Annotated in this window: 16 protein-coding genes; 7 read left to right on the top strand and 9 right to left on the bottom strand. The window is 36.4% G+C overall.

The features are described from left to right. Positions 1-124 precede the first annotated feature (124 nt). Positions 125-1,651, bottom strand: a complete 1,527-nt coding sequence (locus tag EGH73_RS09765) for an aldehyde dehydrogenase family protein (RefSeq protein ID WP_123281664.1) — start codon at positions 1,649-1,651, stop codon at positions 125-127. 211 nt (positions 1,652-1,862) lie between these two features. Between EGH73_RS09765 and EGH73_RS09760 the strand changes: the two genes are divergently transcribed. Further along, complete coding sequence (locus tag EGH73_RS09760; protein WP_123281663.1) at positions 1,863-2,780, top strand: helix-turn-helix domain-containing protein; 918 nt, start codon at positions 1,863-1,865, stop codon at positions 2,778-2,780. Between the two features lie 90 nt (positions 2,781-2,870). On the opposite strand, the gene EGH73_RS09755 is transcribed toward EGH73_RS09760, so the two are convergent. Continuing rightward, positions 2,871-4,202, bottom strand: coding sequence for a hydroxymethylglutaryl-CoA synthase family protein (locus tag EGH73_RS09755; RefSeq protein WP_123281662.1), 1,332 nt, complete (start codon positions 4,200-4,202; stop codon positions 2,871-2,873). Positions 4,203-4,330: 128 nt separating this feature from the next. Between EGH73_RS09755 and EGH73_RS09750 the strand changes: the two genes are divergently transcribed. Then, a complete protein-coding gene (locus tag EGH73_RS09750; RefSeq protein ID WP_245985494.1) occupies positions 4,331-5,032 on the top strand; it encodes a class I SAM-dependent methyltransferase in 702 nt (233 codons plus the stop codon). 60 nt (positions 5,033-5,092) lie between these two features. Here EGH73_RS09750 and EGH73_RS09745 read toward each other — a convergent pair whose 3' ends face one another. After that, on the bottom strand, positions 5,093-6,436 hold the full coding sequence (locus tag EGH73_RS09745; RefSeq protein WP_123281660.1) for an ammonium transporter: 1,344 nt from the start codon (positions 6,434-6,436) through the stop codon (positions 5,093-5,095). Between the two features lie 261 nt (positions 6,437-6,697). Between EGH73_RS09745 and EGH73_RS09740 the strand changes: the two genes are divergently transcribed. Beyond that, complete coding sequence (locus tag EGH73_RS09740; protein WP_123281659.1) at positions 6,698-6,886, top strand: hypothetical protein; 189 nt, start codon at positions 6,698-6,700, stop codon at positions 6,884-6,886. 35 nt (positions 6,887-6,921) lie between these two features. Here the strand turns inward: EGH73_RS09740 and lipA are convergent, their stop codons facing one another. Together lipA and EGH73_RS09730 are read right to left on the bottom strand one after the other, a co-directional pair. Then, positions 6,922-7,776: a lipoyl synthase gene (gene lipA, locus EGH73_RS09735; RefSeq protein WP_123281658.1), complete on the bottom strand. Its 855-nt coding sequence runs from the start codon at positions 7,774-7,776 to the stop codon at positions 6,922-6,924. A 15-nt stretch (positions 7,777-7,791) separates the two neighbouring features. Then, a complete protein-coding gene (locus tag EGH73_RS09730) occupies positions 7,792-8,349 on the bottom strand; it encodes an RNA polymerase sigma factor (protein WP_123281657.1) in 558 nt (185 codons plus the stop codon). Positions 8,350-8,560: 211 nt separating this feature from the next. Here EGH73_RS09730 and dapF point away from each other — a divergent pair, with 211 nt between their 5' ends. From dapF to EGH73_RS09715, 3 genes are read left to right on the top strand one after another with little or no spacing between them, the layout of a single operon-like run. Further along, on the top strand, positions 8,561-9,325 hold the full coding sequence (gene dapF / locus EGH73_RS09725) for a diaminopimelate epimerase (RefSeq protein WP_123281656.1): 765 nt from the start codon (positions 8,561-8,563) through the stop codon (positions 9,323-9,325). A gap of 20 nt (positions 9,326-9,345) precedes the next feature. Next, positions 9,346-10,371: an endolytic transglycosylase MltG gene (mltG, locus tag EGH73_RS09720; protein WP_123281655.1), complete on the top strand. Its 1,026-nt coding sequence runs from the start codon at positions 9,346-9,348 to the stop codon at positions 10,369-10,371. 29 nt (positions 10,372-10,400) lie between these two features. Further along, entirely contained in the window at positions 10,401-12,980 is a 2,580-nt protein-coding gene (locus tag EGH73_RS09715; RefSeq protein ID WP_123281654.1) for a TonB-dependent receptor domain-containing protein, read from the top strand. Between the two features lie 256 nt (positions 12,981-13,236). Here EGH73_RS09715 and EGH73_RS09710 read toward each other — a convergent pair whose 3' ends face one another. The 4 genes from EGH73_RS09710 to EGH73_RS09695 all read right to left on the bottom strand — a co-directional run bounded on the left by EGH73_RS09710 (position 13,237) and on the right by EGH73_RS09695 (position 17,937). After that, a complete protein-coding gene (locus EGH73_RS09710) occupies positions 13,237-14,430 on the bottom strand; it encodes an efflux RND transporter periplasmic adaptor subunit (RefSeq protein WP_184808094.1) in 1,194 nt (397 codons plus the stop codon). Between the two features lie 47 nt (positions 14,431-14,477). Further along, positions 14,478-15,746, bottom strand: a complete 1,269-nt coding sequence (locus EGH73_RS09705; RefSeq protein ID WP_228411425.1) for an ABC transporter permease — start codon at positions 15,744-15,746, stop codon at positions 14,478-14,480. Positions 15,747-15,899: 153 nt separating this feature from the next. After that, positions 15,900-17,129: an ABC transporter permease gene (locus EGH73_RS09700; RefSeq protein WP_123281651.1), complete on the bottom strand. Its 1,230-nt coding sequence runs from the start codon at positions 17,127-17,129 to the stop codon at positions 15,900-15,902. A 118-nt stretch (positions 17,130-17,247) separates the two neighbouring features. After that, positions 17,248-17,937 carry an ABC transporter ATP-binding protein gene (locus EGH73_RS09695; protein ID WP_123281678.1) on the bottom strand — a complete coding sequence of 230 codons (690 nt, stop codon included), beginning with the start codon at positions 17,935-17,937 and terminating at the stop codon, positions 17,248-17,250. A gap of 166 nt (positions 17,938-18,103) precedes the next feature. On the opposite strand from EGH73_RS09695, the gene EGH73_RS09690 reads away from it, so the two are divergent. Next, positions 18,104-19,468, top strand: coding sequence for a TolC family protein (locus tag EGH73_RS09690; protein WP_123281650.1), 1,365 nt, complete (start codon positions 18,104-18,106; stop codon positions 19,466-19,468). Positions 19,469-19,503 lie beyond the last annotated feature (35 nt).

Raw genomic sequence — 19,503 nt, 5'->3', positions numbered from 1 at the left:
GCTAAATGCACAACAGGTTTTATTATTTTTATTATCTCTCGCTGATTATGCAAATCAGGCAGATTTTATAACATATTTATCAGCTAAATCCGTAAAATCAGCGAGAAAAATAAACTTAAATCTATTAGAAGAATCCTAGTTTGTTTTTGTTGTAGGATATCAGCATATTTTTGGTTTGACGGTAGTGGTCTAGCATCATTTTGTGATTTTCTCTTCCGACTCCGGACTGCTTGTAACCTCCGAAAGGTGCTCCAGCAGGATAAGCGTGATACTGATTCACGCAAACTCTACCAGCCTGTACGTGACGAGGAATCTGATACAACTGATGCGCATCTCTCGTCCAAACACCGGCTCCAAGACCATAAATTGTGTCGTTTGCAATTTCTAAAGCTTCTGCCTCATCTTTGAAAGTTGTGAAAGCCACCACAGGTCCGAAAATCTCCTCTTGGAAAATTCTCATTTTGTTGTTTCCTTTGAAAATAGTTGGCTTGATATAGTAACCGTCTTCCAAGCCTTCGATGTGGTTAGCTTCTCCTCCGGTTAGCACTTCCGCACCTTCTTCTTTACCGAGTTTCAAATAACCTTCGATTTTATCTTTTTGGATCTGAGAAGCCTGTGCCCCCATCATCACAGTCTTATCCAACGGATTACCGGTTTTGATGGCTTTTACTCTCTCCACGACTTTGGCGATGAATTTGTCAGCAATATCTTCCTGAACCAACAGTCTTGACGGGCAGGTACAGATCTCACCTTGGTTAAGACAGAAAAGGACTGCGCCTTCTACCGCTTTATCCAAGAACTCATCATCTGCGTCCATTACTGAGTTGAAAAATACGTTAGGCGACTTTCCACCTAATTCCAACGTTACAGGAATGATGTTTTCTGTTGCATATTGCATTACCAAACGACCTGTTGCTGTAGAACCTGTGAAAGCAGCTTTGTTTACTTTTGGATTGGTTACCAACGCTCTTCCTAATTCTGCTCCGAAACCGTTTACGACATTTATAACACCTGCAGGAAGCAAATCCCCTATTAGTTCCATCAAAACCATAATTGAAATTGGTGTGCTTTCTGCCGGTTTCAAAACAACGCAGTTACCTGCAGCCAAAGCCGGAGCAAGTTTCCAAACTGCCATCAAGATTGGAAAATTCCAAGGTATGATTTGCGCAATAACTCCAAGTGGTTCGTGAACAATTAATGAAACTGTATCTTTATCCAACTCGTTATGCGAGCCTTCTTCAGCTCTGATTACCGAAGCAAAATATCTGAAATGGTCAATCGCCAAAGGAATATCCGCAGCCAAAGTTTCTCTTACCGCTTTTCCGTTGTCAATGGTTTCAACTGTGGCGATGTATTCTAAGTTTTTCTCGATTCTGTCTGCGATTTTGTTTAGAATAATGCTGCGTTCTATTGGAGAAGTATCTTTCCAAGTTTTGAAGGCTTCTGTTGCTGCATTAACTGCTGCTTCCAAGTCTTCTTTGTTGGAATGTGCTGCCTGTGTGAACACTTTCCCGTTTATCGGAGAAACTACATCGAAATATTGTCCGCCTGCGGATGGAACAAATTTTCCACCGATGTAATTATCATATTTAGCTTTGAATTCCGGCCAAGCTAAAGTAGTCGAGTTTTGTTTTTCTAATGTTGTGCTCATAATGATATTCTTTTTTTATTAATAATCAGTTAACATTTGATTAACGCTAAGATAATCCGATAATAAATGAACAGAATAGCACAATTCTCCAAAAAAATAGTAAAATCCTACTTTTAAGATTCTTTATAATTTCATTAAGAAAAAATTATGCTTGGCTGTAATTTTAATTTTATTATATTTGATAAACAAGATGTTATAAAAATCTTGAACAATGAATCTAAATCATTTTCAACTTAACAAACCTAATCTGACACAGGAAAATAAACTGAATACATTGGTGGAAAATCAAACTAAGTTCAGTTTAAATAATTGTGAATTCAGTATCTATGAAACACATCATAGTGCATATAACGTGAAATTGCACTTTGAACATCTGGCGTTTACAGGAATGTTGAGAGGAAAGAAATGGATGAAACTCCAGAATAAGAGTAATTACTTCGAATATCTGCCTGGAGAAAGTGTTTTGGTTGCACCCGGAGAGACAATGGTAATTGATTTTCCTGATGCCGATAAAGATGCTTCGCAATGTATTTCGTTAACTTTGAATCCAGAATTTGTACAGGAATCGCTTGACCTTTTGAATTTCAATGCAAAAAAAGTGGATGACTCTTCACAATGGAATATTTCTTTGGAAGAATTTTATTTGCTAAATAGTAAAGCTTTGGCTTCTGCTACCAACAATATTATGAGAATTGCGATGGACGATAATTCTTATAAAGATGTGATTGCTGATTTTGCTTTGAAGGAACTATTGATACGATTGATGCAAACTCAGGCGAGAAATCTGGTCGAGAAAAACACGCTGAAAAATAAATCAAGAATTGGGTTTGTTGCAGATTATATTAAGAAAAATCTTCATCAGAAATTATCCATTGATGTGATTGCGAAAATGGCTTATGTCAGCAAGTCAAATTTCTTCAAAATGTTTAAAGAAGAATTGGGGATTTCGCCAAATGAATTCATCATTCAGGAAAGAATCAAGAGAGCAAAAGAAATGTTGATGCATAATAATTCGGTGAATGAAGTGGCTTTCAGCACAGGATTTTCGGACACCAATTATTTTATCCGAGTTTTCAAACAAATGGAAGGTGTGACGCCAAAAATCTTTCAAAACAAAAAATTAATTTGAATTAAATAGTTAGTTATAGATATTTTCAAAAAGAAGGCGAGCAAATAATCATTTGCTCGCCTTCGATTTTTATGTTCCGTTTATGGAATTTTATTTTTGATAAGAATAATATCTAGCGCCCTTAAGAACCGGACTTTCTTTTTCAACTCTTGTCAACCCGAATCCTTTATAATCTGGATTAACAGAAGAATCTAATTGTTTGCGATGTAATTTCTCATAAGTGTCGAAATCAATTGCTAATCTGTTTTTCAAGTTTTCGAACAGATTCCATTTTTCCACGACAGATTTCCATTCAGGAGAGATTTTCCCTACAAAAACTTTTGATTTGGAACCACTTCCGTAAGCCAAGAAACCAATTTCTTTCTCCATCAAATCTTCATTTTCGTTAAACGAAGTTTGTAGTGCAGACAGCAAGGCCATAAAAATCGAAGCCGTGTACATATTGCCGATTTCGGAAGAAGCTCTTTGAGATTTTTCAATTTTTTCATTAATGAAATTGATATAATCTTCAGATTTAGCAATGGCTTTTTGTTTCTCGCCATCAGAAAAATCAAGATTATTTTCTAAACTATAAATCTCGGTGAAAACTCTTTTTCCGTGAAAGGCGTAAGGTAAATGGAAAATCAAATATCTCCAATCTTCGTAAGGTCTAACAGTAAAAGTCTGTTCTTTATAATGTTGATACGCTTCGCGAATCCTATCCTGATAACATTGATTAGAATATTGGCCATCAAAAACTGGTTCATCTGTAAAAACTTCAATTTTGTCCGGATAATTTTCTGGAGCAGCATTCAGCTCAGATTTGGAATGATGACGTCTCGGTTTGAAGAAATCAAAAACACTTTCTGTTGCAACGCCCCAATTATTATCAATCTCAATCAATCTTGGATTAGCAGAAACCAAAAGCGCAACTGCTCCTCCTCCTTGCGTATATTCTCCCGAAGAAGCCAACTCATATTTTGCGTAATCACTGGCAATGACGATTGCTTTTTTAGTTGGATTAGCTCTTACGAAATCTAAAGAATTATGAAGCGCATCCACGGCTCCAACACAGGCAAAAGTCATATCGACCACGTCGCAGTTTTTGAAACTTCTTTCCCCAAATTCGTCACTAAGCAATTTTTCTACCATTTGAACAGCGTAAGTTGCTGTTGGTTTTGCAGCATCCAAAGCGCTTTCTGTTCCAAGGTAAACTCTGGAAATTTCTTTCGGATTGATATTATAGTCTTGAATTAATTTTAGCAAAGCTTCTGCTGCAAAAGTTGCTGCATCCTCGTGAACATCGGGTAAGGCCATTTTGTGCAAGCCTAAACCTTTTTCTAATTTTGCTGGTTCTATTCCTCTTTTCTCTGCAAGATCTTTTATTTCTAAATATAAAGAAGGCACATAAAAACTGGCCGCATCAACTCCAAATTTCGTCATTTTAAAAATTTTAAGACACGAAGTTAGAAAATCTTATGGAAAGCGCCTAAATATAGCGACGGTTTATTATCTTGCGGTTCATTTTTTTATTTGGAATGTACAAAACTTTAAAAAAAGTCGTCAAAAATATGATACCTCAAAAATTGCTTTTTGAAAATGAGGTTCTCTTGCGTTCGTTGATTTATCCGCTTTACAAAGGAGAAAATCGCGCGTGTAATATTTGCAAAAAGCACTTGAAAGATTTTGTATTGGTAGAAAATGGAAATTTGGTTTGTCCTGTTTGTGGCAGCTTGCCAAGAACGAGAAGGCTGTGGAAACTTCTAAATGAGAACTATTTAAAACCTGAAATTAAGGTTTTGGATTTTTCGCCTTCCAGAGCACTTTACAGGAAACTTAAAAAAAATAAAAATATCCATTATTTTCCCACGGATTTTGAGAATGAATTTTTAGCTGATTATCGTTTTGATATCAATAATATTTATTCCGAATCTGAACGTTTTGATTTAATTATTTGTTATCATATCCTGGAACATATTGATTCTGACCAGCAAGCAATGAAAGAATTGTTCCGAGTTTTAAAAACTGATGGAACTTGCCTGATTCAAACCCCTTTTAAAGATGGAGAGACTTATGAAGATTTTTCTATCAAAACGAAAGAAGATCGGTTAAAACATTTTGGACAGGATGATCACGTTCGCATCTATACTATCAACGGTTTGAAAGAACGTTTGGAGAAAAGTGGATTTTTGGTTGATGTTCAAACTTTCCCGAAAGATGATTTTTTTGGTTTAAGTGAAAATGAACATATTTTGGTTTGCTCTAAAAAATAAAAGAGCCTCACCGTAAAAAAACAAATGAGGCATCCTTCTTAAACAAAATCAAAAACCTTATTATATGCAAGTCTCATCGTGCTGAGATAAATCCAAACCTATATTTTCGGAATCTTCTGCAACTCTGAGAGGAATTATTAAATCTGTCAGTTTATATAAAACCAATGAACCTAAAAACGTAAATGCAGAAACCATAACCAAAGCCATCATATGATGAGCAAACACTTCGAATCCACCGTGAAGCAAACTTGCATTTTCGCCTTGAGCTAATATTGCTGTCAAAATCATTCCCATAATCCCACCAACACCGTGACAAGCGAAAACATCCAAAGTATCATCTACTTTTTTCAATCTTTTCCAATTGCACATCAGATTCGAGACAATTGCTGAAATGAATCCGATGAAAACAGCGTGCGGAATGGTCACAAATCCTGCAGCAGGCGTAATCGCAACCAATCCGACAACAGCTCCAATACAAGCGCCTAAAGCAGAAACTTTGCGACCATTGACTCTATCAAAGAAAATCCAAGACAACATTGCTGTTGCAGAAGCTACGGTTGTTGTTCCAAAAGCCATTGCAGCAGTTGCGTTAGCTGACAAAGCTGATCCTGCATTGAAACCAAACCAACCAAACCAAAGCATTCCCGTTCCGAGAATCACAAACGGAATGTTAGATGGTTCGTGATGTGGATTCTTACGTTTCCCAATCATCATTGCACCTGCCAAAGCGGCAAATCCTGCACTCATATGAACGACTGTTCCACCCGCAAAATCCTTAACGCCAAAATATTTATTCAACAAACCGTCAGGATGCCAAACCATATGACAAAGTGGTGTATAGATAATTAAATGAAATAAAACCATAAATAATAAGTAAGAAATAAACCTTACTCGTTCCGCAAATGAACCTGTTATCAAAGCCGGTGTAATGACCGCAAATTTCATTTGAAACAACGCAAACAAAACAAACGGAATAGTAGAAGCCATTTGACTGTGAGGCAAAACTCCAACGTTATTAAAAAACAAATAGGATGTCGGGTTTCCTATCAAACCATAATGTTCTCCATTAATAGTAATCCCGATTGAATCGCCAAACGACAAACTAAATCCTACAACAACCCAAACAATGCTAATCACACCCAATGCAATGAAACTCTGCAACATTGTTGAAATCATATTCTTTTTACCGACCATTCCACCGTAAAAAAAGGAAAGTCCAGGTGTCATCAATAAAACCAAACCGGAAGAAGCAAGAATCCAAGCGACATCCGAACCTACAATACTATCTTCTCCAAGAAAAGTTCCGGGTTTTGGTAAAGAAGTCTGTTCAGGCCAGAAAAGTGCAACAATTGAAACGATACTAATTATCAAGAATGATATAATCCAGCGTTTTTCAATTTTCATATGTAGATATTTATTTTTTTATGGTCATATGGAATCGTTTATTTTGTTTGTCCATTTTAAGAAATTAAAAATAAAACGATTTCATATTTTAAAATTTTACCCCTGCAAATATAAGGGGTTAATTTGAATTAATTATAAAAATCCAATCACAAACCCTTAATTTTTTACTAGTAAAATAAAATTTAGAACATTAAATAATTGTAAAATTTAAAAAATTAATAAGGCATCAGTTTTGATATATCAACCTTAAATAAATAAATTATGAGACCAGATATTCCAAAATCCGATAGCGAAACCAACAAAGGTCCAATGATGGCAATCATCATTATTATAGCAATATTCCTGCTTGGATATTTTGCCTATATGATGTTCATTCCGCAGCAAGTAGAGCAAATGAACCAAACAGATAAAGTACAGCCTACTGAACAAACAATAAATGACTCCATCTAGGAGTCATTTATATTTATCAATCGAAAAATATTTTCTTAATGAATATGTTTCTCGGCGTGATAAGAACTTCTTACTAAAGGTGAACTTTCTACGTGACGGAAGCCTAAACTTCTTGCAAAATCACCGTATTCATCAAACTCTTCCGGAGAAACAAAACGATGAACAGGCAAATGTTTTTTAGTCGGCTGAAGATACTGACCTAACGTAATGACATCCACATTGGCATTTCTGATATCCTCAATTGTTTGGAAAACTTCATCTTTAGTTTCTCCCAACCCTAGCATTACACCAGTTTTTGTACGGTTTTGTCCAGCTTCCTTCAAGTATCTTAAAACATCTAAACTACGCTCGTATTTTGCTTGGATTCTCACTTCTCTTGTCAAACGTTTTACGGTTTCCATATTGTGAGAAATCACTTCCGGAGCTACTTCTACCAATCTGTCAAGATGTTTTGTCACGCCTTGGAAATCAGGAATCAGAGTTTCCATCGTAGTTCCCGGAGAAATTCTGCGAACCGCATTTACTGTTTCGCCCCAAAGAATCGAACCCATATCTTTCAAATCATCTCTGTCAACCGAAGTCAAAACCGCGTGTTTGATTTTCATTAATTTGATAGAACGTGCCACTTTTTCCGGCTCGTCCCAATTCACATCCATTGGTTTTCCGGTTTTCACACCGCAGAAACCACAACTTCTGGTACAGATATTTCCCAGAATCATAAAGGTTGCCGTTCCTTCTCCCCAACATTCGCCCATATTCGGGCAGCTTCCACTTTGGCAAATTGTGTTCAGTTTATATTTATCAACCAAATTTCTCAATTCTCTGTAATTTTTACCTGTTGGCAATTTTACACGAATCCATTTGGGTTTTTGAGTCAATGTTTCTTCCATTCTGATTTTCTAAAATTAAAAATCCGTTTCGTCTTCTTTTAATAATTCGGCCAAGATTTTCTTAGCTCTCATTATTCTTACTTTTGTATTGGCAACGGAAAGATTGAGTTCTTCCGCTATTTCTTTGATGCTTTTCTCCTCAAAAAATCTCAATCTGATGATATCCTGATTTTTAGCATCCATTGTTTCTATGATTTTGATAATCTTTTGCTGGTCTTCTTCAGAAATCAATAATTCCTCGGGAGACCTTGCAAATTCGTTCTTTACGTTTTCCAATCCGTCGCTTGCATCTTCGTTTTCGCGGCTTTTACGTCTCCAGAAATCGATGATTGTATTTTGTGCAATTGTTAGAATCCAAGTTTTGAATTGAAAATTGGAATCAAACAAATCAAGTTTGTTCAGAACTTTTGAAAATACTGAAACCGTAATTTCATCTGCATCATTTTCATCCTTCACTCTGTTCATCACAAAAGAAAAAACATCAACCCAAAACATATTGATGAGTTGTGTCTGAGCTTTTTGATTTTTTTCTCTCGCTTTTATGATGAGCGCAAGCAACTGGTCTTCTTTCATTTTCAATGAACAAAGATAGCTATATATTATTAAAAAATATGAATATCAAGAGATTGAGAATTTCTATTATTTTAATTAAAAAAAAATGAGATTTAGAGTGAATTTAAATAACAAATATCAAGATTGAAATCTTTATAAATTGAGTATTTTTACTGGCTTAATTTTAGATTAGGAAATTCAAATAAACATTTAAAAATCAGACAAATAAATAATGAAATTTTATAAATATCAAGGAACAGGAAATGATTTTGTGATGATAGACAACCGTTTAGGGGAATGGGACGACTTATCCATCGAAAACATACAAAAACTTTGTGACCGTAGATTCGGGATTGGTGCTGATGGATTAATTAAAATTAATTCTGCAGAAGGTGTTGATTTTGAAGTGGATTATTATAACTCTGATGGATCCAAAAGTTTTTGCGGAAACGGTGCGCGTTGCTCTGTTGCTTTTGCTCATTTTCTGGATATGATTGAAGATAAAACCACGTTCACTGCAATTGACGGAATACACGAAGCTGAAATTAAAAACGGTATCGTGAAGTTGAAAATGGGAGATGTCAACAACATCAATACAGACGGAAATGATTTTGTTCTGAATACCGGATCACCACATTATGTTAAGTATGTTGAAATGTTAAAAAATTATAATGTTTACGAAAATGGTAACAAAATCCGAAATTCTGAAACTTATAAGAAAGAAGGAATCAATGTCAACTTCGTAGAAAAAATTTCTGATAAAGAACTTTTTGTAAGAACTTATGAACGTGGTGTTGAAGGTGAAACTTACAGCTGTGGAACCGGCGTTACAGCTGCAGCTTTAACATTTATGCAAAAAAGTAATCAAACTTCCGTTGGAGTCAAAGTTTTGGGTGGGAATTTAAAAGTTTACGCCGAGAAAGATGGAAACGGATTCAAAAACATTTGGTTGGAAGGTCCAGCAGTTCAGGTTTTTAAAGGAGATATCAATTTGTAAAAACCTGAGAATTTTAAACTATGAAAAAAATAATTCTTATTATATTAGTTGTAATAGTCGCAATCCTTGGTTTTTTTGGATTGAGAGTTTATAATAAATATCTTGGAAACAATGTAGAAAAAGAAGGATTTGTTTTGATTCCGCATCATTCTTCCTACAAGCAAATTTTGGATTCTATCGCTCCGTTTGTTAAAAATCAAGACAACTTCGCAAGTATTGCTGATGATAAAAATCTGAAAGAAAATTATAAACCGGGACGATATGAAGTAAAGCCGGGAATGAACAACCGGGAAATTGCCAATATGATTCTTGCGGGCAATCAAACGCCTAATTCTTTCAGGATTAAAGATTTTGATGATGTTTATCAGATGATTGGAAGAGTGACCAAAAAGACAGAAATAGATTCTTTGAAATTTGCTAATCAACTGAACGAAATCGCTATCAGCAAAGGTTACAAGAATGCTGAAGATCTTAAAAAATATTTCTTCAATAATACATATGACTTTTTCTGGACGGTTACTCCAAAAGAATTCTTCAACAAATTCGAAAATGATTATAAAGATTTTTGGACCGCTGACAGAATCGAAAAAGAAAAACAATCTGGATTATCGAGAGATCAAATCTATGCATTAGCATCTATCGTTTACAAAGAATCTGGCGGAAAACCTGATGAACAGAGAACAATTGCGGGATTATATCTCAATCGCTATAAAAAAGGAATGAAATTGCAAAGCGACCCGACTGTAATTTATGCAGTAAACAAAGCAAGTAATTTCACTCAACAAATCAAAAGAGTTTATTACAAACATCTGAAAGAACCTTCTCCATATAATACTTATGCGAATAAGGGAATTCCGCCGGGACCAATTTGTATTGTTGACAAAAACTCTATAGATGCGGTTTTGGACGCAGAAAAAAACAACTATATTTTTATGTGTGCCGATCCTGCGAGATTTGGTTATCATAAATTCACAGATAATGATGCTGAACACGCTAAAAATGCAAAAGCCTATCAGGACTGGCTGAACAGCAGGCAAATCAAGTAAAAATTAGCGAAAGCGAAAAATAAACAATAATGGAACGAACGGAAATCGTAAATGTAATTCAGAAAAAAATCTTTGGACTAGCGCTGACAGTTGGTGCTGCAAGCTTTATAATGGCGCAGCAAAAAGTAGCTATTTCTGGAAATGTAAAAGATGCAAATGGTGGTGTAGGTTATGCATCAATAACTTTTAAAAATCAGCAAAACAACCAGTTAAGCGATGCCGCTCTTGCAGATGTCAATGGAAATTACAAGGTGGAACTTGCTCCGGGAAATTATAATGTGAGCATTGAAGCTGTAGATTATAAAAAATTTACACAAACCATTAGAGTTGAAAAAGCGGGAGCAATAGCGCCATTTATCATTGTTTCTGATGGAAAAGCCAATCTGAATAACACAACGGACATCCAAGGAGTGGTAATTACTGCTGCTTCTACAAAACCATATAAAGTTGAATTAGACAAAAAAACATATGATCCTTCACAAGATATTGTAAGCAAAGGTGGTAGTTTGCAGGATGTTCTATCCAATGTTCCTTCAGTTTCTGTAGATACTGACGGAACTGTATCTATGAGAGGCAGTTCTAATGTAAGATTTTTGATAAACGGAAAACCGTCTGCTCTGCTAGGAATAGATGATGGAGCAAACGCTTTGCAAAGTATTCCTGCGGATCAGATTGAAAGAATTGAGGTAATCACTAATCCATCTTCTAAGTTTGAGGCGAGCGGAACTGCAGGTATTCTTAATATTATCCTCAAAAAAAATAAAAAAACAGGTTTTAATGGAAGTGTAATTGGGACTTTAGGATACTTACCTCAAACCAACCTCAACACCAACCTGAGCTGGAGAAAAGGCAACTTCACTTGGTTTCTGAATGGCGGTGGTGGTTACCGAGAAAGCAAAAACACAAACCGTAATGATAATTATTACAATAATGCATCCAAAATAGGTGACCAAATAGAATCTCATCAGAATTCTGAAATTAAAAACAAAACGGATAATTATAATGCCACCGCAGGAATCGTTTATGATATTTCTGACAAAACATCTGTTAATGCCTCTGGAACAGTGAGGACTTTTGACAGCCAAAACACTGGTAATATTGACTATGATTATATTTTACTAAATACAGACAACAAACATACGCTTCGTAAAAACTTGGGAACCAATAATAACCTAGCATTTCAGGGAGATTTTGGTTTGGATCATAAATTCGATAATAAAGGTCAAAATCTTTCATTATCTTTAAGTTTACAGAGAAACCGTTCTAATAATAATTCGAACATAAAGGAATATGATAATTACAGTGATGTAACATCGCTTGAGAATATTATCAATCAGAAAACCCTGAATAAGAATATTGTTCTGAAAGCAGATTATGAATTACCAATTGGAGAAGTTTCCAAACTGGAGGCTGGATACAGACTAGACTCCAATAATAATAATTATGATAATAATGTGCAGGAAAGTACTGCGGTAAGTCCTGCTTTACAATATTTGGGGCTGTACACTTTTGATGCTAATTATAAAGAACTTTTCAACGCGTTCTATGTTCAGTTTAAGAGTAAGATTGGCAAAGTAGGCTACCAAATTGGTTTGCGTGATGAACAGTCTAATGTAACAATCGATTACCACAATCTGGCAGGAACAAATCCGATAGATAATAAGAAGAAAAACTACAACAACCTTTTCCCAAGTGTTTTTTTAAGCTACGAATTTGCAAAGGACAATCAGCTACTTTTTAACTACACGAGAAGAATCGATCGGCCAAGAGGTTTTTTCCTCATTCCAAATCCTAGTTACAGCGATAACCAGAATATATTTGATGGAAACATCGACCTGAATCCGTCTTATGTAGATTCTTACGAGTTAGGTTACAGTATTTCTAAAAAGAAATTTACTATCAACCCTACATTGTACTTCAAACACGAATCTGATGACACTAAGATGTTGGTTTATAATAAAGCTGTAAATTTTGAATATTTTGATGAGAACGGCATACAGCAAACTGGTAAAAGAATAGAATTCCACACCAAACCTATTAACCTAGGTACTGAAGATACGTATGGGTTAGACCTTAACTTTAATTGGGATGCTACCAGTTGGTTAAAATTTATGGGAAATGTAGACGTCTTCGGGTACAATATAAAAGGTAGCACACCTTATGAGACGCTAGATATATTAGGGAATCCAATTACAGCAACAGCTAACTTTAGTGGAAATGGGATCTCTACGAGATCTAGACTAACTTCTACATTCAAAATAGATAAAACTTTAAATCTCCAATTGCAAGGTTTTTACAGAGGTGGTACAAAAACGGACTATCAAGTCAGAAAAGATATGTACGCTATTAATTTTGGTGCATCAAAAACTATTTGGAAAGGAAACGGAACTTTGGCGTTCAATATTCAAGATATTTTTAATACAAGAGCAATGCAGGCTACAACTTACACAGCAAACAGTGTGAGAGATTCTTACATGCAATGGCAGCCAAGACAGTTTACACTTTCTTTAACTTACAGGTTTAAACAAGGCGAGAAAGTGGATCAGCCAAAACGCAAAAAAGACATCAATTCCAATGCTTCCGGCGACGATCAGCAAGGACCAATGTAATCATATTGTAATCACAAATCAAAAGCTGCAATTAGTTTGCAGCTTTTTTGCTTTTTACGAGTCACTATTCATTGTTTCAACACCACTTTGGGAAAGATAAAAACGAGAGGAAACTTCCATACTTTATTGACATTGAAGTGTTTATACAATTAAAATAATAACTATAAAAAAATTATTTAAATCAAATTCTACTAAATTAAGAATGCGCAGCCAATAATTGACTGCGCATTCTTTTTTAACAATATAATTTAAAGTTTTATTTTTTACTCTTCTCCTTTAGCTCCTCTTTATCCTTATCAGAAGGGTTCCATACTTTTACCTCCGCATTTTTATCAATTCCTGAAAGGATCTGAACATTGATACCGTCACTTGCCCCCAGCTTTACATACGTTTTTTTGAAACTTCCGTTTGGTTGTTTTACTTCCACAAAAGATTTGTTATTACCTTTATCATACTGAATCAGAGATTCGTCCAAAAGTAATGCATTTTTCTGTGAGCTTAGTAGAACCTCACCGTTTGCACTGAATCCTGCTCTAATGTATTCCCCTTTTGGATTGGTGACATTTCCTTCCACGTTAAATTTGATTGTTCCGCTTTCTTCCGTTCCTTTTGGAGCAATCAGTGTTACTTTTCCGGGGAAAGATTTATTTTGAAGTGCACCAATCACTACATTCATATCCATCCCTTCTTTCAGTTTTCCAGCTTGAGCTTCGTCTATTTTACCTTTAAAAATCAAAGAATTCAGATCCGCAATGGAACAGATAGTAGTGCCGGGATTGAATGAGTTAGCCTCAATAACCTGTCCACCAACTTTTACCGGAATTTCCAGCACAGTTCCAGCAGCTTTCGCACGAATCTGAGTAGTCGCCATGCTTTGAAGTTCTGGTGTAGCGCCCGTTCTTACAATCTGCAGCTGTTTCTGAGCAGCATTCAGCTGCTGACTGGCCAATTTCTGCTGTTGCAACGTGGTCTGCAACTGTTGCTGGGCTGCGATATATTCCTGTTTAGAGATCACGCCTTGTTTGTACAGCTTCTCTTGCATTGCAAACTGTTTCTGCTGATTATCTACGTTGATTTTGGCATTGGCCAGCTGGATTTGTGAATTATTGATCTGCATAGTGGCATTATTCACATCTGTCACATTCGGGACAATTCTGATGGTAGCCAGCAACTGGCCAGCTTCTACTTTATCACCTTCTTTCACGCTGATGCTTTGAATAATCCCAGAAATATTCGGCTTGATTTCAATTTCCTCACGCGGTTCTATTTTTCCGGTTGCCATCACTTTATCGTCCAGATTTTTGATGCTTGGTTTTCTGGTGAGAAACACCTCACTTTCTTTGGAATTGGACTTAATGAGATAGCCGATCCCGAAAACTACTGCCAGCACGAAAACCAAACCTAGAATGATGGAAATCACTTTTTTGAATGTCAATTTTTTCTTTTCCATTATATTTTAATGATAATTGATATTTAATATTTGATAAATTATTAGTTTTATTCTGTCCTCAATGCTTCAATTGGCCTGATCTTAACCGCTCTTTGGGCAGGAATCAACCCGATGATCAGTCCCAGGAAAATCATAATTCCCATTGCTGTGAAAACGTTGCTGTAATCTACAGTGGGGTTATAAAAAGGGAATGAGTCGTTATTCATTGTTGCAATATTCAGGATCATCAGCAGAAAAATTCCGCCTAAAAAACCCAGCAAACCAGAAGACAAGGTAATGACAACGCTTTCCAGCAAAATCTGATTCCGGACTTCGGAAGGTTTGGCGCCAAGCGCTCTTCTGATCCCGATTTCCTTCGTTCTTTCTTTTACTGTAATCAAAAGGATATTGGATATGGCGATAACGCCTGCCAAAATTGTTAGTGTCCCTACAATAATGGTTAGTAATTGCATTCCCGTGAGAAAACCTGTCAGCTTTTTAAATTCTTTAGCAAGATTGAAACTTCCAAAAGCATTGGTATCTTCCGGCGAAACGTGGTTGATGATTTTAAGCTCCTGTTTCACCTTGTCTTCAATCACAGAAACGTCCGCATCCGGCTTTCCTACAATCGCCAGAAAACCAACTTTATCTCCTTCATTATACAAACCTGAATAGGTAGAAAAAGGAATGTAAGCAGAACGGTCATTCTCCATTCCGCCACCTTTTGCCACACGAAAAACGCCAATTACGGTAAAGAAAACCCCTTTGAGGCTGACTGATTTCCCTATGGGGTTTTCATTTTTCTTGGCATCGAAAAGATTTTTATAAACCTCCTCTCCTATTACAATGATATTTTTTCTACCAGCAATATCAGCATCATTAATATATCTACCAAACAATAATTTCTTTTTTGATATCTGATTCCCAACCGGAAAATCGCCTGTAATCATATAAGTATTTTTTTTTCCGTTCCTGGAAATCTGGTCGCCTGGCGTTCCGAAGTTTCCTCTCACACTCTGAGGCGAGATGTAATCAATCTGAGGAATTTTCTTTTGCAAATATTCAATATCTTTCAGATGGAGCTGCATTGCTCTTCCCTTTGGAAAACCTTCAAACGGAATATTGGTACTCTGAGCCCAAAGAAATATAGAGTTGGTAGCAAAACCTGAAAACAATTTATTGAATCCGTTTTCCATACCTTTTGCCGCACCCAAAAGACTGACATATAAAAACATACCCCAGCCCACGCCTATCATGGTCAGGAACGTCCTTAGCTTATTATTCCGAAGGGAATAATAAATCTCTTGCCAGGTATCTCTTTTAAAAAGTATATTCACGTCTTCTGATTATAAATGATTAATGATAGTTATGGTTGAAAATTTGTACTGGATTATTTTCTATGATGTTTGCTCCTTTAATCAGATATTTTAATATTATATTCTCTTTGTAAATTTCCTTGAAAAACTTCAATTATCTCAAACTCTCTCTCATTATTCTGCTCTCAGCGCTTCAATCGGTTTTATTTTCGATGCACGGTAAGCCGGTACAAATCCTGCAATAGCACCGGAAATAACTAAACAGAAAAATGCGACTAATATCAATCCCCAGCCTACTGACGGTTCGGATATAAAATAGTCTTCCAAGCTATTGCCAATAAGCTTCAAAGCCAAAACACCAAGTCCTACACCCACGACTCCTGATATGACGGTAATAACAATACTTTCCTGTAAAATCAGGGCAACAATTCCTCTTGGTTTTGCTCCAATTGCTTTTCTAACGCCTATTTCTTTGGTTCTTTCTTTCACAATATAAACCATAATATTACTGATACCTATGATTCCCGCCAACAAAGTCCCAAGCCCAATGAATCCTACAACTGCAGTTATTACAAACAAAAATGCAAATGAATCTTTAGTATTGGAAGCATTATTATTAACAAAAATCCCCTGCTGATCGTCCGGTGAAATCTGATGTCTTTTTCTGATGGTTTTTTCAATCTCTTGACCATATTCTACCGCCTGATCCGGCGTTAGCTTCTGGTTATAAGACAACATAATGGTACTTATGGTGTCCGACCCTTTTTTCATCTGCTGAAGTGTGGACAATGGCACCGAAATATGACGCTCATCCCAGTCACCGCCAGGATCCGAAAACACGCCCACAACTTTAAACATCGTTCCGTTGATTTCTAAATCTTTCCCAATAGGATTTCCATCACGAATCAAATCACGCCAAACCATTCTACCGATAGATGCTACATTCTGCTTCCGCTCGTTATCCAATTGGTTGATGTATCGGCCGTCTATCATTGTTCGGTTTTCTAGTAACTTTTCATCACCTAAAACACCGTTTATCTGATAATTGCCACTTTCTTTTCCATACTTGACCGTGAGGTTGGATGTATATCTTGGTGAGCCATATTCTATTTTATCACCACTTTCCTTTTCAATAGCTAAGAAATCTGAATTATTGAATGAAATCTGCCTGTCTGACTGCAGACCTGCATATGGCAATGTTGTTTTACCAGCAAAAACCATAATCAGATTGGTTGCATCTCTCATAAATGCTTTGGAAAACGAATTGTTCAGACCATTACCAATCCCGAACAAAACAATGAATATAAACAGACCGAGCGCTACTGTGAAACCAGAAAGCACCGTCCGCAATACATTACTGCGTATGGAACTAAAAATCTCCTGCCAGCGGTCTAAATCAAACATTCTTTGGTTTTTGGTTTCAAGCTTGATGCAGGATGATTGATGTTTCCTGCTTCTCACTTTTTATTTTATTTTCTATCTTCTACACTATCGCTTCAGTCATCCGACTTGCTGCATCCAGCTATAATACAATCTGATTAATGAATTCGTCGCTTTCTATTCTACCGTCTTTCAAAACAACATTTCTTTTGGTTTGTGCTGCAACATCGGGCTCGTGCGTTACGACAACAATGGTTTTACCCTCATTATTGATATCCTGTAGCAACTTCATAATATCGTGAGTGGTTTTAGAATCCAATGCTCCGGTTGGCTCATCTGCCAGAATAAGTTTCGGATCTGTGATGAGTGCTCTTGCAATGGCAATTCTTTGTTTTTGTCCTCCGGAAAGTTCACTTGGAAGATGTTCTGCCCATTGTCTCAATCCTACTTTTTCCAGGTATTCCTCTGCTTTCTTCGTTCTCTCTTTTCTGGAAACGTTTTGATAATATAAAGGAAGTGCCACATTTTCCAGAGCTGTTTTATAATTAATCAAATTGAAAGACTGAAAAATAAACCCAAGAAAACGGCTTCTGTACTCGGCGGCTTTTACTTCTGTGAGGTGTTTTATGGGAAAACCGTCTAGTTCATAAATGCCGGAATCTGCTTCGTCCAGAATCCCTATAATGTTCAGCAATGTTGATTTTCCGGAACCGGAACTTCCCATAATGGAAACAAACTCGCCCTGCTCAATGTTCAGGTTGATGCCTTTCAGCACGTGCAGTTTGCTTTTTCCCGTATCATAAGATTTGTTGAGGTCTTCGATTTTCAGAATTGACATTGCCTGGATTTTACTTTATAAGTAAATCCGTATCTAGAATTGTTACAGCGTATAAAAAAAATTTTTACTTTTTATCTTGCATCAAAATTTTAAAAAAAAAATTAACTGTAGGCGTAACATTTTTTTAATTATGATGTCTTATTGTATATAATTTTCTTATATGTTCAGAAAAGTATTTTGCATTTCGCTTTTGTCAGTCGGGGTTTTTGGGTTTTCCCAGAAGAAATGGACCATCCAGGAATGTGTGGATTATGCAATCAGGAATAATCTTCAGGTTCAGGCACAGATGTACAACAAAGATGTGCAGACGAAAAACCTGGAAATGGCAAAAAAGGAATATCTGCCTTCGGTTTCCGGAACGATCAACAACAATGCGAATTTTGGTCAGACCCTCGTTGGAACCAGCAGCATCCGGAATGACAGCTACTACAATGGTGCTAATGTGGGCGCCAGCATGCTGGTGTACAACAACGGAAGATTGGAAAAAAGTATCAGAAAAACAGGTTTCGATGTGGAAGCAAGCTTGCAAGATGTTGAGACCATCAAAAATAATATTGCACTGCAAATTGCCCAGCAATACCTAAACGTGATGCTGAACAGAGAAATCAAAAAAATCTCTGAAAGTGCAATGGACAATGCCCAGAAGCTGTATGACCGTGCTAAAATCACCACGGAAGTAGGAACTACAGCGCAGACGGTTTTGGCAGAAGCGACAGCATCTTTGGCAAGAGAAAAACAGAATGTAAAAACGGCTCAAATTAATGTAGATAAAGCTTTGTTTGCGATGGCTCAGCTCCTTCAACTGCAAGATTATAAAACCTTTGATGTGGTGGATATTCCTGTTCCTGACAAGTTAGCACCACAATCGGAATCTGTAGAAGAAGTTCTGAATATGGCCTACACTTCGCAACCTGTTGTAAAAGCTGCCGAAATCCGAATCAAAGCTGCGGAAGCACAAACCGAAGTGGTGAAGACCAACTTTTATCCTACTATAACTGCCAATGCAGCAATTGGAAGTTTTTACAATAATCTTTTGAATAAAAATACGCTCGGGTATCAGCAAGATCCTGTAACCGGCGCATTGACACCGATTATGGAGAGAAATTTTTTCCAACAATATAGTGACAACTTCGGGCAACAGTTAAGTTTATCTGCCAACATACCGATTTTCAATAAAGGGATTACAAAGCTGCAAGTGGAGCAGACAAAAATCAATGAAACGCTAGCTAAAAATAATCTTGAACAGCAAAAGTTCCAGTTAAAACAGGACATCCAGCAAGCGCAGTTCAATGCAGATTCTAACTTTGAGGTTTACACTTCTGCGGTTGAGGCGGAAAAAAGCACCAAACTGGCGTTAGATTTTGCTGAGAAAAGTTATGAAGCCGGACGTTCTACAATATATGATGTAACAATGGCCAGAAATAATTATGCGAATGCCCAAGGTTCTGTGGCGCAGGCCAAATATAATTATGTGTTCAGCATCAAGGTTTTGGATTTTTATGCAGGACGAGGAATTAATTTGTAATTTTTTCCAGTATAAACTTGTAAGATCTCTTAGAA

Source organism: Epilithonimonas hominis (assembly GCF_003730015.1).
GTDB lineage: Bacteria > Bacteroidota > Bacteroidia > Flavobacteriales > Weeksellaceae > Epilithonimonas > Epilithonimonas hominis.
Note: the sequence above shows the minus strand (reverse complement) of the source record. Positions and strands in the feature narration are given on the sequence as shown.